The organism is Enterobacter sp. HK-058-C-ECC (assembly GCF_047531125.1).
Taxonomy (GTDB): domain Bacteria; phylum Pseudomonadota; class Gammaproteobacteria; order Enterobacterales; family Enterobacteriaceae; genus Enterobacter; species Enterobacter quasiroggenkampii.
Window position 1 is genome coordinate 1 of sequence record NZ_JBLKCH010000016.1, and the last position, 12,695, is coordinate 12,695.

Below are 12,695 nucleotides of genomic sequence, written 5' to 3' on the forward strand. Positions count from 1 at the left end.
CGGTAGTTCAGTCGGTTAGAATACCTGCCTGTCACGCAGGGGGTCGCGGGTTCGAGTCCCGTCCGTTCCGCCACTTATTAAAAGCCCTGAGCTAACGCTCAGGGCTTTTTTCATATCTGACGTCTAATTATTGCGAAATCAGCAAAAATCCTCTGCGTTTTACGATCTTTTTCTCTATAACACAGCCAGCGATAATCGTCCTCAGTTTACGAACATAACGATTGAGGAAAATTATGACTCTCCCTGCATTTGGTCTGGGCACTTTCCGCCTGAAAGACGACGTTGTTATCGCATCAGTTAAAACCGCACTCGAACTGGGCTATCGCGCAGTTGATACGGCGCAGATCTATGAAAACGAAGCTGCCGTTGGACAAGCTCTCGAAGAGAGCGGTGTACCGCGTAATGAGCTGTTCATTACCACGAAAATCTGGATTGAGAATCTCAGCAAAGACAAGCTGATCCCAAGCCTGAAAGAAAGCCTGAAAAAACTGCGTACTGACTACGTCGATCTGACGCTGATCCACTGGCCATCACCAAACGATGCCGTCTCCGTGGAAGAATTCATGCAGGCGCTGCTGGAAGCGAAAAAGCAGGGCTTAACCCGCGAAATTGGGATCTCCAACTTCACGATCCCGCTGATGGAAAAAGCCATTGCGGCTGTAGGTGCAGAAAATATTGCGACCAACCAGATTGAACTGTCTCCTTACCTGCAGAACCGCAAAGTCGTGGACTGGGCAAAACAGCACGGGATCCACATCACCTCATACATGACGCTGGCCTATGGTAAAGCGCTGAAAGATGAAGTGATTACGCGTATCGCTGAGAAACATAACGCGACTGCCGCGCAGGTTATTCTGGCATGGGCAATGGGTGAAGGTTATGCCGTGATCCCATCTTCAACTAAACGTGAAAACCTGGCGAGCAACCTGTTGGCAACGGATCTTCACCTGGATGCTGACGATAAAAAAGCGATCGCAGCTCTGGAGTGCAACGATCGCCTGGTCAGCCCGGAAGGCTTAGCTCCTCACTGGGATTAAGTTTGACCCACCCTCTGTAACCTGAACCCTCACACAGCTCCTCCGGGAGCTGTTTTTATATGTTCACTCAGAAAATCAATAAAGGCACGAATGCGCGTACTCACCGCTCTGTCACTGTAATATACCGCGCTAAAAGGCATTTCGACCGGCAGGCGTTTATCGGCCATCAATTCCACCAGTTCACCCCGCGCAATCTCCTTATCGATCATATAGTCTGACAGGCAGGCGATACCATTGCCTTCGAGGCACAGCTGCTTCAGCGTTTCCCCGCTGTTAGACGACAATCCGCTAGTAATTTCATGAAGTTGCCCGTCATGGCAGGCGACAGGCCAGGTGTTCAGCGATACTGGCTCCGTAAAGCCCAGGCACAGATGCTGCTTCAGTTCTTCAACCGTCTCAGGTTTACCATGTTCAGCAATATACTGTGGCGACGCGATAATTTTTCGGTAGCTGGCAAACAGAGGGCGGGCACGCAAGCTTGAATCGGTCAGCGTTCCCGCCCGGATAGCCACATCTACCTTTCGCTCGATGAGGTTGATAAATGTCTCTGAGGAGACCAGAGAGAGCGTCATCTCCGGATAACGTTCGCGGAAAGGTTTAATCAGCGGCATCAGAAAGTGAAGCACAACCGGCGTGGCCGCATCAATGCGCAGTAACCCACGCGGCGTGCTGCGGGTTTCCATAATCTCGGTCTCCGCTGCGGCCATCTCCTGCAGTACCGACTGCACGCGGCGAAAATAACGCTCTCCTTCTTCCGTCAGGCTCAGCTGCCGCGTCGTTCGGTTGAGCAGGCTCACCCCAAGCTTCATCTCCAGCTTTTTTACCGAGCGGCTAATGGCTGAGTTAGCCTGCCCCAGCTGTTCGGCCGCGCGGCTAAAGCTGCCGCTTTCGACGACGGCGACAAAGATTGTCAGCTCTTCCGACGTTGCTTTCATTGTTGCACCACCCGCAAAATTCTATTGATATTTTGACCATTTTTGTTATTTAAGCACTGGCGCATACTGCCTGTCATCTTAATCCTGATGATACGGAGTATTTTATGCCACTGGCGCTTCTTGCCCTGACGATCAGTGCCTTTGCAATTGGCACGACCGAATTTGTTATCGTGGGACTGGTTCCCACCATTGCTAACCAGCTTGCGATCTCATTGCCCTCCGCCGGATTGCTGGTGTCCATCTATGCCCTGGGTGTTGCCGTCGGTGCCCCCGTGCTGACGGCCCTGACCGGACGCTTTCCGCGTAAGCAGCTGTTAGTTGCATTAATGGTGCTGTTCACCGCCGGCAACGTGCTGGCCTGGCAGGCGCCGGACTACACCACGCTGGTCATCGCTCGTCTGTTGACCGGCCTTGCACACGGGGTGTTCTTCTCGATTGGTTCCACTATTGCAACCAGCCTGGTACCAAAAGAGAAAGCGGCCTCCGCCATTGCGATCATGTTCGGTGGGCTGACCGTTGCACTCGTCACGGGCGTACCATTGGGCACGTTTATCGGACAACACTTCGGCTGGCGTGAAACGTTCCTGGCCGTCTCCTTACTGGGCGTCATTGCCCTGGTGACCAGCCTGCTGCTGGTGCCGTCGAATATTCCTGGCCGGGCCAGCGCCAGCCTGAGCGATCAGCTGAAGGTGCTCACGCATCCGCGTTTGCTGATCATCTACGCGGTTACGGCGCTGGGCTATGGTGGCGTATTCACCGCCTTCACCTTCCTTGCACCGATGATGCAGGACCTGGCAGGTTTCTCCCCCAATGCCGTGAGCTGGATTTTGCTGGGATACGGTATTTCCGTTGCGATAGGCAATATCTGGGGCGGCAAGCTTGCGGATAAGCATGGGGCGGTACCGGCGCTGAAATTCATCTTCGCCGCGCTGGTCGTTCTGTTGATGATTTTCCAGTTTACGGCTTCGATACAGTACGCCGCGCTGATCACGGTACTGGTCATGGGGATCTTCGCCTTTGGTAATGTGCCCGGGCTTCAGGTCTACGTTGTACAGAAAGCCGAGCTTTATACACCCAATGCGGTGGATGTGGCTTCCGGCCTGAATATTGCCGCTTTTAATATTGGTATCGCGCTGGGCTCCATCATTGGTGGGCAAACCGTTGAACACGTCGGATTAACCCAGACGCCATGGATTGGCGCGGTGATTGTCCTGGTCGCTTTCCTGTTGATTGGTCTGAGCGGACGTCTTGATAAACCCGCTCGCGTCGCGCTGGGTTAACATCAGTAAGTGCTTGCTTACAAAACTGGAAAGCGGTTTCTCAGAAATTGCGTTGAAAGTGTGACCTAAAGTCCCTATAACATTAGAACCAGTCCGTTTTCCGGACTGGTTCATGTTACAGAGGCTGTTTCCAAAAGTGCGAAAAAATACCTATGCCATGCGTTATGTAGCCGGAATGCCCGCGGAGAGGATCTTGCCTCCGGGGTCATTTGCGAGCATAAGCCAGGCATTACCCGCCGGCACACCGTTAAGCAGCGATGAAAAAATCCGTGTATTGGTGTGGAATATCTTTAAGCAGCAGCGTGCGGAGTGGTTATCGGTCCTCAAGAATTTTGGCAAAGATGCCCATCTGGTCCTGCTCCAGGAGGCGCAAACCACGCCTGAACTCGTTCGGTTTGCTACCACTCACTATCTTGCCGCCGACCAGGTACCCGCCTTTGTTTTGCCTCAGCATCCCTCGGGCGTGATGACGCTTTCAGCGGCACATCCCGTCTATTGTTGTCCACTGCGCGAACGAGAGCCTATTCTGCGCCTGGCGAAATCGGCGCTGGTGACGGTCTATCCGCTGCCGGATACCCGTATGCTGATGGTCGTGAATATCCACGCGGTGAACTTCAGCCTGGGCGTGGATGTGTACAGTAAGCAGTTACTTCCGATTGGCGATCAGATAGCGCATCACAGCGGGCCCATCATTATGGCCGGCGATTTCAATGCCTGGAGCCGTCCGCGCATGAATGCGCTGTACCGCTTTGCGCGCGAAATGTCGCTGCGTGAAGTTCGTTTTAGCGATGACCAGCGCAAAAAAGCCTTTGGTCGTCCTCTCGACTTTGTCTTCTATCGTGGGTTGAGCGTGCACGACGCCTCCGTGCTGGTGACGCGCGCCTCCGATCATAACCCTCTACTCGTCGAATTCAGTCCCGGCAAACCTGATAAATAATGGTGTGTCAGGTCTGCCGTGGGGCAGGCCTGTGCAGGTGCTGCCCTTTTATTTTTAACCCACAAAGGACAGTACGATGACAACAACACACTCCCATCATGACAACGTAGAAAAACAGTTTGGTTCGCAGGCAAATGCGTATCTGAGCAGCGCCGTACACGCTTCAGGTCGCGATCTGGTACGCCTCGGTGAACGCCTGTCGGCATTCCCGCAGGCGCACGTGCTGGATTTAGGCTGCGGGGCAGGGCATGCCAGCTTCACGGCTGCGCAGCAGGTGGCGCAGGTTACCGCATATGACTTATCCAACCAGATGCTGGAGGTGGTTGCTGAAGCGGCGAAAGCGAAGGGGCTGGACAACATTGATACGCGTCAGGGCTATGCCGAATCCTTACCTTTTGATGATGCCTCGTTTGAGGTGGTGATCAGCCGTTATTCCGCGCACCACTGGCATGATGTTGGCCAGGCATTACGCGAAGTCAAACGCGTTCTGAAGCCGGGTGGCATCTTCATTATTATGGATGTGATGTCGCCTGGACATCCTGTGCGCAATATCTGGCTGCAAACGGTGGAAGCGCTGCGCGACACCTCGCATGTGCAAAACTACGCCAGCGGAGAGTGGTTATCGCTTATCACGGAAGCGGGACTGATTACACGCTCGTTAATCACAGACCGTTTGCCGCTGGAGTTTAGCTCGTGGATTGCGCGTATGCGCACCCCGGAAGCGTTAAGCCAGGCAATCAGGCTGTATCAGGAGAGTGCGTCGGCAGAGGTGAAGGCGTACTTTGAACTGCAGGACGATGGTTCATTTACCAGCGATACCATCATGGCGGAAGCGCAAAAAGCGGGATAAACAAAAAAGGCACCGAGGGGAATCGGTGCCTTTTTATCTTTCGGTCGTGTTATCAGGAGTCTGGCGTCGCGCTGTTCTTCACAAACAGCGTCAGCTGGTCGCCTGGTTTCAGATTGTCAGTATCATTGTTCCAGCGCATCACATCTTTGATGTTCACGCCGTGACGTTTTGCGATACTGGACAGCGAATCACCCTTACGCACGCGATAGGTAATGCTATCGCTGTTGTTGGCAAGACGCTGCGCACTGCTACCTGCGCCAACCGTCAGATTCTGACCCACTTTCAAGCCCGATCCGCGCAGATTGTTCCACTGCTGGAGATCTTTTGCGCTCACGCCAAGACGTGATGCAATGCCTGAAAGCGTATCACCTGAACGAACCTTATAACTGCGGCTGTTGACGGGTGAGGCATCCGCGATCAGCGTTGACTGAACGGCAGCGATTTCACCCGAAGCTAAAGACTCACGTAACTGCTCAGCATGTTTCTGCGGAACCATTACATACTGCGGGCCACTCGCCCCCAGGGTTGAGCCTTTAACGCCAGCATTAAAGGTTTTCAGTTTACTTACCGACATACCCGTCATATCAGCAACCTGTTGAATATCAACCGGATTGCTGAGGCGAACACGCGCCAGTGCACGACTTTCGTCTGGTGTTGGCAGTTGCACACCGTAACGCTTGCTGTTCTTGAGAATATCGCTCAGTGCCAGCATTTTCGGTACGTAAATCTTTGTTTCCTGTGGCAGTGAGAGCGACCAAAAATCGGTGGATTTACCCCGTGCTTTATTCGCTTTCATTGCCTTCAGTACACGACCTTCGCCGCTATTGTACGCTGCGACCGTTAACAGCCAGTCGCCGTCAAACATCTTGTTCAGACGTTGCATCATGTCGAGAGCGGCTGTCGTTGAAGCGACAACATCGCGACGCGCATCATAGTTGCGGGTCTGTTTCAGACCATAGTTTCGCCCGGTGCTCGGAATGATCTGCCAAATGCCTGCGGCATTGGCGCCAGACGTCGCGTGTGGGTCAAAAGCGCTCTCCACTATGGGTAGGAGTACCAGCTCCATAGGCATGTTACGTTTCTTAACTTGCCCGGCTATCCAGTACATATACGGCTCTGCCCGTAACGTTACATCGTGGAGATAGCTCTTATTACTTAAATACTTCTGTTTCTGTTCGCGAATCCGGGTATTTTCCGGAATTCCCATCTTTAGCTCGTCGCCAATAGAGGTCCACAAGTCTTGATCCTGCGCGAAAGATGTTCCATCGTCCATCCAGCGCGCCGAACTTGTAAACTTCCCTGCTTCCCCTTGACCAGCTGCAGAAAGGCTCTGTGCGTGCTGTTGTACGTTGCTGCCGTTCTGCGACTGGCAACCTACAAGCAGGACAGAGGCGAGTAATATCGCTTTTGCCTTCATGTGTGTGTCAATAGTTGCTTAAAAGACGAGCGATGATAACGGCGAAATTTTGAAAAGGCAACCCGCAATTATCTGAAGTTATCTTTCTTTGACCTTAACCATGCAAATCGCTGTTCTGGTTGTTGCAAATTTGTTTCTTGGTTAATTTTATTAATTAAATCAATATCATCTGTTCGTAAAAATAAATTAATTTGGCGCTCGTTTTTCAGAATTACGGGGAGTGTTTTTTGGTTTTTTGCACGTAACTCCTTCACTTTGTGATAATAATCCTGAATCGCCCGATCCTCAGGCAACAGGCTGACGGCAAACTTCATATTTCCTAATGTATACTCATGCGCGCAACAAATAACGGTATCATCGGGTAATGCGTTAATCTTCTGTAAAGACTGATACATTTGTGCTGGTGTGCCTTCAAACAGTCTTCCGCAGCCTCCGGAGAACAGCGTGTCGCCGCAAAAAAGATAAGACTTACTGTAGAAACACAGATGTCCCAAAGTGTGACCCGGTGTAGCAAATACGGAAAACTCCCACTCACGTATGAGGATTTTTTCGCCTTCTTCGACTACTTGCGTGAGTCCCTTATCTTGTGCCTCTGCCGGTCCGTAAACCACAACATGCGGAAAGTGGGCGCGCAGTTCAGGCACGCCGCCCGTATGATCGTGATGGTGATGCGTCAACAGAATGGCTTCCGGCTGCCAGCCGTTCTCTTTTATTGCGCGCAGTACGGGGGCGGATTCTCCGGGATCGACAATGACGCATCGACGTTCATCGTCCACCAAAACCCAGATGTAATTGTCCTCAAAAGCGGAAATACTGATAAGATTCATACATTACCTCTAATAGCGTGGCGGGTGTGTTGATGAAACCGGCAAGGATACCTCAGACTGTCGCAGCACCGGAACGTTGGGCGGAATTGCCCTGGGGTGAATACTATCGCGAAGCGTTAGAGCAACAGCTGAAGCCCTGGCTGGCGAAAATGTATGGCTTTCACCTGCTTAAGATTGGCAATCTCAGCGCGGAAATCAATACCGAAAGCTGCGCTATCTCGCATCAGGTCAACGTCTCTCTCGGCGGATCGCCGGTTCAGGTGAAAGCAGACCCGTTACATCTGCCGTTTGCGGAAAAATCCGTTGATGCGTGTTTGCTCGCACATACGTTACCCTGGTGCAGCGATCCGCACCGTCTGCTTCGCGAAGCCGATCGCGTGCTGATTGATGACGGCTGGCTGGTACTGAGCGGATTCAATCCGCTGAGCCTGATGGGCCTGCGTAAGCTGGTACCGGTGCTGCGTCGGACGCCGCCTTACAACAGCCGGATGTTCACCATGATGCGCCAGCTCGACTGGCTGTCACTGCTGAACTTCGAAGTGCTCTGCTACGGCGGTTTTCAGGTGCTGCCCTGGGCGCGGCAGGGGGGCGTCTTGTTGAGCACGCATTTGCCTGCCTTAGGCTGCATGCAGTTTATCGTCGCGCGTAAGCGAACCATTCCCCTTACGCTTAATCCCATGAAGCAGAGCAAATCGAAAACGCCAATCCGTCAGACCGTTGGCGCCACGCGGCAATACAAAAAGCCGTGATCAGGATTCAGGCTGATAACCCGCGTCCTCATGCGCTGGGTTAGCGGCCGCCGCACGCGCCAGCTCGTCACAGCGTTCGTTTTCCGGATGGCCGGCGTGCCCTTTAACCCACTCCCACTTAATCTGGTGCTGGCCCAGCGCAGCATCAAGACGTTTCCAGAGATCGACGTTCTTGACCGGTTTCTTATCGGCAGTCTTCCAGCCGCGTTTTTTCCAGTTATGGATCCACTGGGTAATTCCCTGGCGGACGTACTGACTGTCGGTACTTAACACCACGTCACAATGTTCTTTTAACGCCTCCAGCGCCACAATGGCCGCCATGAGCTCCATCCGGTTGTTGGTGGTCAGAAAATAGCCTTCGCTAAAAGTTTTTTCGTGCTGGCGATAGCGCATTATCGCGCCGTAGCCGCCGGGACCTGGGTTGCCGAGACAAGATCCATCGGTGAAAATTTCTACCTGTTTACGCATCTCTGGTAGACTTCCTGTATTTGAAACGTTCAGTTAAACGATAAGTCTGACATAAATGACCGCTATGAGCACTGCAATTACTCGCCAGATCGTCCTCGATACCGAAACCACCGGTATGAACCAGATCGGCGCGCACTACGAAGGGCATAAGATCATCGAGATCGGCGCCGTTGAAGTGGTGAACCGTCGTCTTACGGGGAACAACTTCCACGTCTACCTCAAGCCCGATCGGCTGGTGGACCCCGAAGCGTTCGGCGTTCACGGTATTGCCGATGAGTTCTTGCTGGATAAGCCGACGTTTGCGGATGTGGCTGACGAGTTTCTGGAATACATCAAGGGCGCCGAGCTTGTCATCCATAACGCCTCGTTCGATATCGGCTTTATGGACTATGAATTCAGCAAACTTAATCGTGATATCCCGAAGACGAACACCTTCTGTAAGGTAACAGACAGTCTGGCGCTGGCGAGGAAGATGTTCCCCGGCAAGCGTAACAGCCTGGATGCACTTTGTTCGCGCTACGAGATAGACAATACCAAACGAACGCTCCACGGGGCGTTGCTCGATGCCCAGATCCTCGCCGATGTCTATCTGACGATGACCGGCGGGCAGACGTCAATGAAGTTCAGTATGGAAAATGAGTCTCAGCAGACGCAGGGCGAAGCGGGTATTCAGCGTGTTGTCCGTCAGGCAAGCCGGCTACGGGTTGTTTTAGCCAGTGATGAAGAGCTGCTTAACCACGAATCCCGTCTTGATCTGGTGCAGAAGAAGGGCGGCAGCTGTCTCTGGCGTGCCTGAAAAAACGCCGGAATGCCTGTAAAATCATCGTTTGGGCGATTTTTGCAGCAAACGATTCAAAACGCGAGAAAAAGCGTTGACGAGATCGGAGGCGCACCGTAATATGCGCCTCGTTCCCCAAACGGGAACAGTGGAGCGGTAGTTCAGTCGGTTAGAATACCTGCCTGTCACGCAGGGGGTCGCGGGTTCGAGTCCCGTCCGTTCCGCCACTATTCAGAAGGCCTGAATCAGAAATGATTCAGGCCTTCGTCGTTTCAGCGTTCGGTAATCCCATACTCTCACTTATCGTTAACAAAAAGTTAATATCAATCGTGCAATTAATTAACAATTGCACGATTGCAGTGCGTTATTTGCACTATTGTTGTGCATTTTGCCACCATGACTCTCTTCAGACCTCATTCAGAGTGTGTCTTTCTGTAAAAATAATTCACGCAGAATCATTTGGTTATCTCGCGTTTGCCAAAAAAATACCGAACCAATTACGTATTGGTTTGGTTATTGCTTAATCATTAGCACGATAAGCTTCATTCCATATCAATAACTTATCGTTAATAAAAATAAAGCAATGATGAAAGTGAGCGAACCAATATGGAAAAACCGTCACGGTTTCTGGCCAATTCCAGCACCGCGCTTGAGCAGTTGCGCGGGCTAATCAACCAGCATGAGTCAACACCAGGCATTCCGCTGCCCACGGAACGTGAGCTGTCGGACACTCTCGGCGTAGGGCGACGTGAAGTCCGTCGTGCGCTGGATGTGCTGGAAGAGGAGGGGCGTATCTGGCGTAAGCAGGGCAAAGGGACCTTTATCGGCCCGTCAGCACCTGTTGAACCGCTGGCCCTTCAGGGACTGGTGCAGCAAACCAACCTGCTGGAAGTGATGGAAGCTCGTCTTCAGCTTGAACCCGGCCTGGCCCGGCTTGCGGCACTGCGTGCCACCAGGGAAAACCTCGCGCTTATGCAGCGCATGCTGGAACGCATCGATAAGGTCAGCCCGGATGACCGCGATCTCAACGAACTGTGGGATAGCGCCTTTCACCGGGCGATTGCCGAGGCGGCGGGCAACCGTCTGATGCTCGGCCTGTTTGATGCCATTGATGCCGTCAGACGTGAACCGGGCTGGCAGCATCTGCGCGAATTAGCCCGCACGCCTGAACGTGTCGATAGCTATAACGACCACCACCACAAGATCATGGCGGCGATTATCCATCGCCAGCCTAATGAAGCTGCGGCCGCCATGCGCGAACACCTGCTCAGCCTGCAAACCGCCCTGATTCAGGCGATCCACCTTGAGGACGACTTCACGCCATGACGACAATCCCCTTTAAGGACGCCACGCCCGTACTGCAAGTCCAAAACCTCAACGTTACGTTCGCGGGCTCGCCGGTTAGCGTGCTTGACGGTATCTCATTGACCGTCAGGGCGGGCGAAACGCTGGCGCTGGTGGGAGAGTCCGGCTGCGGGAAAAGTATCACCTCACTGGCGCTGATGGGGTTACTGCCCGCCAGCGCACGGATCGTCAGCGGGGAGATGCAGTTTCGCCGCCACGATCTGCGCAAGCTCTCGCCGCGGGAATATGCCGATCTGCGCGGCAGCGAGCTGGCGATGATTTTCCAGGAGCCGATGACCTCGCTCAATCCGGCGTTTACGCTGGGTGATCAACTGAGTGAAGCGGTCATGCGACACCAGGACGTCTCGCGCGCAGAGGCGATGAAGGTCGCGCTGCAGATCCTCGAGAAAGTGCAGATCCCGGCGGCAGAGATGCGTCTCAAGGCTTATCCTCATCAGCTTTCCGGCGGCATGCGCCAGCGCGTGATGATTGCCATGGCGCTGATTAACCATCCCAAATTGCTGATTGCCGACGAACCGACCACCGCGCTTGACGTCACCATCCAGGCGCAAATCCTCGCCTTGCTCAATACATTGAAAGAGGAAACCGGCACGGCGGTGCTGATGATCACCCACGATTTAGGCGTGGTGGCCGAAGTGGCGCAGCAGGTGGCGGTGATGTATGCCGGACAGGTGGTAGAGCAGGGAAGCGTTGAGGCGATATTTGCCGATCCGCAGCACCCGTACACCATCGGCCTGATGGGGTCGATTCCCTCCCTTGGCGCACGTAAAGGCCCGCTTTCCACCATTCCCGGTTCGGTACCTCTGCCGGAATCCATGCCGAAGGGCTGTCGTTTTGCCACCCGCTGTCCGTTTGCGCAGGCGCGCTGCCATGATGAAAAACCGCAGCTCGCCACGCTCGGCGCGGGCCCTCAGGTTGCCTGCTTCCGCGTGCCGCTCGAACACCACATCGCCCTGGGAGAGACCGCATGACCACACCCATTCTTGAAGCACGGGACCTCAGCAAGCTGTTCCCCGGTCCGAAAAAACTCTTTACCCCGGCCCGGTTCGTCACGGCGGTCGATCGCGTGTCGCTTGCGGTCATGCCGGGCGAAACGCTGGCGATTGTTGGCGAGTCCGGTTCCGGAAAATCCACGCTTGGCCGCCTGCTGCTGCGCCTGCTGGCCGCCAGCGAAGGGCGCGTGTTTTATCAGGGGGAAGAGATCACCCACGCCTCGGGCGCGCGGCTCAATCAGCTCCGCCGCGAGCTGCAGATCATCTTCCAGGATCCCTTCGCCTCCCTGAACCCGCGCATGACGGTGGAGCAGATCGTCGGCGAGCCGCTGTGGCTGCACCAGAACATGAAGAAAGCGGACCGTCAGTACCGCGTTGCCGAGTTACTTAAAACCGTAGGCCTGCCCGCCGCCTGGGCCGGGCGCTACCCGCACGAGTTTTCCGGCGGGCAGCGCCAGCGTATCGGCATTGCGCGCGCGCTGGCCTCGGGACCGAAGCTGCTGCTGGGCGATGAGCCGGTATCCGCGCTGGACGTCTCCGTTCAGGCGCAGGTGGTCAATTTGCTGGAAAGCCTGAAGCACCAGTTGGGGCTGACAATGGTGATTGTCGCCCATGGTCTGGCGGTGATCCGCCACATGAGCGACCGCGTGGCGGTCATGTACCTCGGGCAAATCGTCGAGCTCGCCACCGTGGATGAGATATTTGACGCGCCGCTGCATCCTTATACGCAGGCGCTGATCGCCTCGGCGCCGCAGATGCAGCCGGGCGCTGAACGCGCCGCGCCGCTGCTGCAGGGGGACTTACCGAACCCTGCCAGCCCGCCGTCCGGCTGTCGTTTCCACACCCGTTGCCCGTACGTCACCGACGAATGCCGCCAGGTCGAGCCGATTAATCAGGTGCTCGATGGCGGGCGTCAGGTTGCCTGCCACCGCTGGCAGGAGATCAACCGCGATCGCAGCGTTATCCAGATCGCACCGCCATCCGCCGCTTTTCTGCGCCGCCGCGCGCTGTTTGAACACGCGGCCACCCACTCATCCCTTCCTTCAAGGAACTCATGATA

General features: G+C 54.5%; 13 protein-coding genes and 1 tRNA gene. 10 read left to right on the forward strand and 4 right to left on the reverse strand.

What is annotated here, in order from left to right; translation table 11 throughout:
• The first annotated feature begins 233 nt into the window (after positions 1-233).
• Positions 234-1,037, forward strand: a complete 804-nt coding sequence (gene dkgB, locus ACMWJS_RS20655) for a 2,5-didehydrogluconate reductase DkgB (RefSeq protein WP_024909445.1) — start codon at positions 234-236, stop codon at positions 1,035-1,037.
• Positions 1,038-1,066: 29 nt separating this feature from the next.
• Here dkgB and yafC read toward each other — a convergent pair whose 3' ends face one another.
• Positions 1,067-1,972, reverse strand: a complete 906-nt coding sequence (yafC, locus tag ACMWJS_RS20660; RefSeq protein ID WP_045909864.1) for a DNA-binding transcriptional regulator YafC — start codon at positions 1,970-1,972, stop codon at positions 1,067-1,069.
• A 104-nt stretch (positions 1,973-2,076) separates the two neighbouring features.
• On the opposite strand from yafC, the gene ACMWJS_RS20665 reads away from it, so the two are divergent.
• From ACMWJS_RS20665 to ACMWJS_RS20675, 3 genes are all read left to right on the forward strand, one after another.
• On the forward strand, positions 2,077-3,252 hold the full coding sequence (locus ACMWJS_RS20665) for an MFS transporter (RefSeq protein ID WP_196351994.1): 1,176 nt from the start codon (positions 2,077-2,079) through the stop codon (positions 3,250-3,252).
• Positions 3,253-3,388: 136 nt separating this feature from the next.
• Entirely contained in the window at positions 3,389-4,189 is an 801-nt protein-coding gene (locus ACMWJS_RS20670) for an endonuclease/exonuclease/phosphatase family protein (protein WP_025912579.1), read from the forward strand.
• A gap of 76 nt (positions 4,190-4,265) precedes the next feature.
• Positions 4,266-5,039, forward strand: coding sequence for a class I SAM-dependent methyltransferase (locus ACMWJS_RS20675; RefSeq protein ID WP_414747491.1), 774 nt, complete (start codon positions 4,266-4,268; stop codon positions 5,037-5,039).
• 52 nt (positions 5,040-5,091) lie between these two features.
• On the opposite strand, the gene mltD is transcribed toward ACMWJS_RS20675, so the two are convergent.
• Both mltD and gloB read right to left on the reverse strand, forming a co-directional pair.
• Complete coding sequence (gene mltD / locus ACMWJS_RS20680; RefSeq protein WP_045909861.1) at positions 5,092-6,456, reverse strand: murein transglycosylase D; 1,365 nt, start codon at positions 6,454-6,456, stop codon at positions 5,092-5,094.
• A gap of 68 nt (positions 6,457-6,524) precedes the next feature.
• Positions 6,525-7,283 carry a hydroxyacylglutathione hydrolase gene (gene gloB, locus ACMWJS_RS20685; protein ID WP_414747492.1) on the reverse strand — a complete coding sequence of 253 codons (759 nt, stop codon included), beginning with the start codon at positions 7,281-7,283 and terminating at the stop codon, positions 6,525-6,527.
• 32 nt (positions 7,284-7,315) lie between these two features.
• Here gloB and ACMWJS_RS20690 point away from each other — a divergent pair, with 32 nt between their 5' ends.
• Positions 7,316-8,032 carry a class I SAM-dependent methyltransferase gene (locus ACMWJS_RS20690; protein WP_045909859.1) on the forward strand — a complete coding sequence of 239 codons (717 nt, stop codon included), beginning with the start codon at positions 7,316-7,318 and terminating at the stop codon, positions 8,030-8,032.
• Here ACMWJS_RS20690 and rnhA read toward each other — a convergent pair whose 3' ends face one another.
• Complete coding sequence (gene rnhA, locus ACMWJS_RS20695) at positions 8,033-8,500, reverse strand: ribonuclease HI (protein WP_008500276.1); 468 nt, start codon at positions 8,498-8,500, stop codon at positions 8,033-8,035. It abuts the gene before it with no gap.
• A 64-nt stretch (positions 8,501-8,564) separates the two neighbouring features.
• On the opposite strand from rnhA, the gene dnaQ reads away from it, so the two are divergent.
• The 5 genes from dnaQ to ACMWJS_RS20720 all read left to right on the forward strand — a co-directional run bounded on the left by dnaQ (position 8,565) and on the right by ACMWJS_RS20720 (position 12,693).
• A complete protein-coding gene (dnaQ, locus tag ACMWJS_RS20700; RefSeq protein WP_048029949.1) occupies positions 8,565-9,296 on the forward strand; it encodes a DNA polymerase III subunit epsilon in 732 nt (243 codons plus the stop codon).
• 132 nt (positions 9,297-9,428) lie between these two features.
• A tRNA-Asp gene (locus ACMWJS_RS20705) sits at positions 9,429-9,505 on the forward strand.
• A 379-nt stretch (positions 9,506-9,884) separates the two neighbouring features.
• Positions 9,885-10,604, forward strand: a complete 720-nt coding sequence (locus tag ACMWJS_RS20710; protein ID WP_045909857.1) for a FadR/GntR family transcriptional regulator — start codon at positions 9,885-9,887, stop codon at positions 10,602-10,604.
• A complete protein-coding gene (locus tag ACMWJS_RS20715) occupies positions 10,601-11,614 on the forward strand; it encodes an ABC transporter ATP-binding protein (protein ID WP_414747493.1) in 1,014 nt (337 codons plus the stop codon). The genes ACMWJS_RS20710 and ACMWJS_RS20715 overlap by 4 nt, the downstream gene beginning before the upstream one ends.
• The gene (locus ACMWJS_RS20720; protein WP_047746241.1) at positions 11,611-12,693 is read left to right on the forward strand and encodes an ABC transporter ATP-binding protein; all 1,083 of its coding nucleotides are present in this window, start codon (positions 11,611-11,613) and stop codon (positions 12,691-12,693) included. Before ACMWJS_RS20715 ends, ACMWJS_RS20720 begins: the two co-directional genes overlap by 4 nt.
• Positions 12,694-12,695 lie beyond the last annotated feature (2 nt).

Excerpts from the sequence above, each read along its gene's own strand:
- dkgB (WP_024909445.1), top strand. The coding sequence starts at position 234 with ATGACTCTCCCTGCATTTGGTCTGGGCACTTTCCGCCTGAAAGACGAC.
- yafC (WP_045909864.1), bottom strand. The coding sequence starts at position 1,972 with ATGAAAGCAACGTCGGAAGAGCTGACAATCTTTGTCGCCGTCGTCGAA.
- ACMWJS_RS20665 (WP_196351994.1), top strand. The coding sequence starts at position 2,077 with ATGCCACTGGCGCTTCTTGCCCTGACGATCAGTGCCTTTGCAATTGGC.
- ACMWJS_RS20675 (WP_414747491.1), top strand. The coding sequence starts at position 4,266 with ATGACAACAACACACTCCCATCATGACAACGTAGAAAAACAGTTTGGT.
- mltD (WP_045909861.1), bottom strand. The coding sequence starts at position 6,456 with ATGAAGGCAAAAGCGATATTACTCGCCTCTGTCCTGCTTGTAGGTTGC.
- gloB (WP_414747492.1), bottom strand. The coding sequence starts at position 7,283 with ATGAATCTTATCAGTATTTCCGCTTTTGAGGACAATTACATCTGGGTT.
- ACMWJS_RS20690 (WP_045909859.1), top strand. The coding sequence starts at position 7,316 with ATGAAACCGGCAAGGATACCTCAGACTGTCGCAGCACCGGAACGTTGG.
- rnhA (WP_008500276.1), bottom strand. The coding sequence starts at position 8,500 with ATGCGTAAACAGGTAGAAATTTTCACCGATGGATCTTGTCTCGGCAAC.
- dnaQ (WP_048029949.1), top strand. The coding sequence starts at position 8,565 with ATGAGCACTGCAATTACTCGCCAGATCGTCCTCGATACCGAAACCACC.
- ACMWJS_RS20710 (WP_045909857.1), top strand. The coding sequence starts at position 9,885 with ATGGAAAAACCGTCACGGTTTCTGGCCAATTCCAGCACCGCGCTTGAG.
- ACMWJS_RS20715 (WP_414747493.1), top strand. The coding sequence starts at position 10,601 with ATGACGACAATCCCCTTTAAGGACGCCACGCCCGTACTGCAAGTCCAA.
- ACMWJS_RS20720 (WP_047746241.1), top strand. The coding sequence starts at position 11,611 with ATGACCACACCCATTCTTGAAGCACGGGACCTCAGCAAGCTGTTCCCC.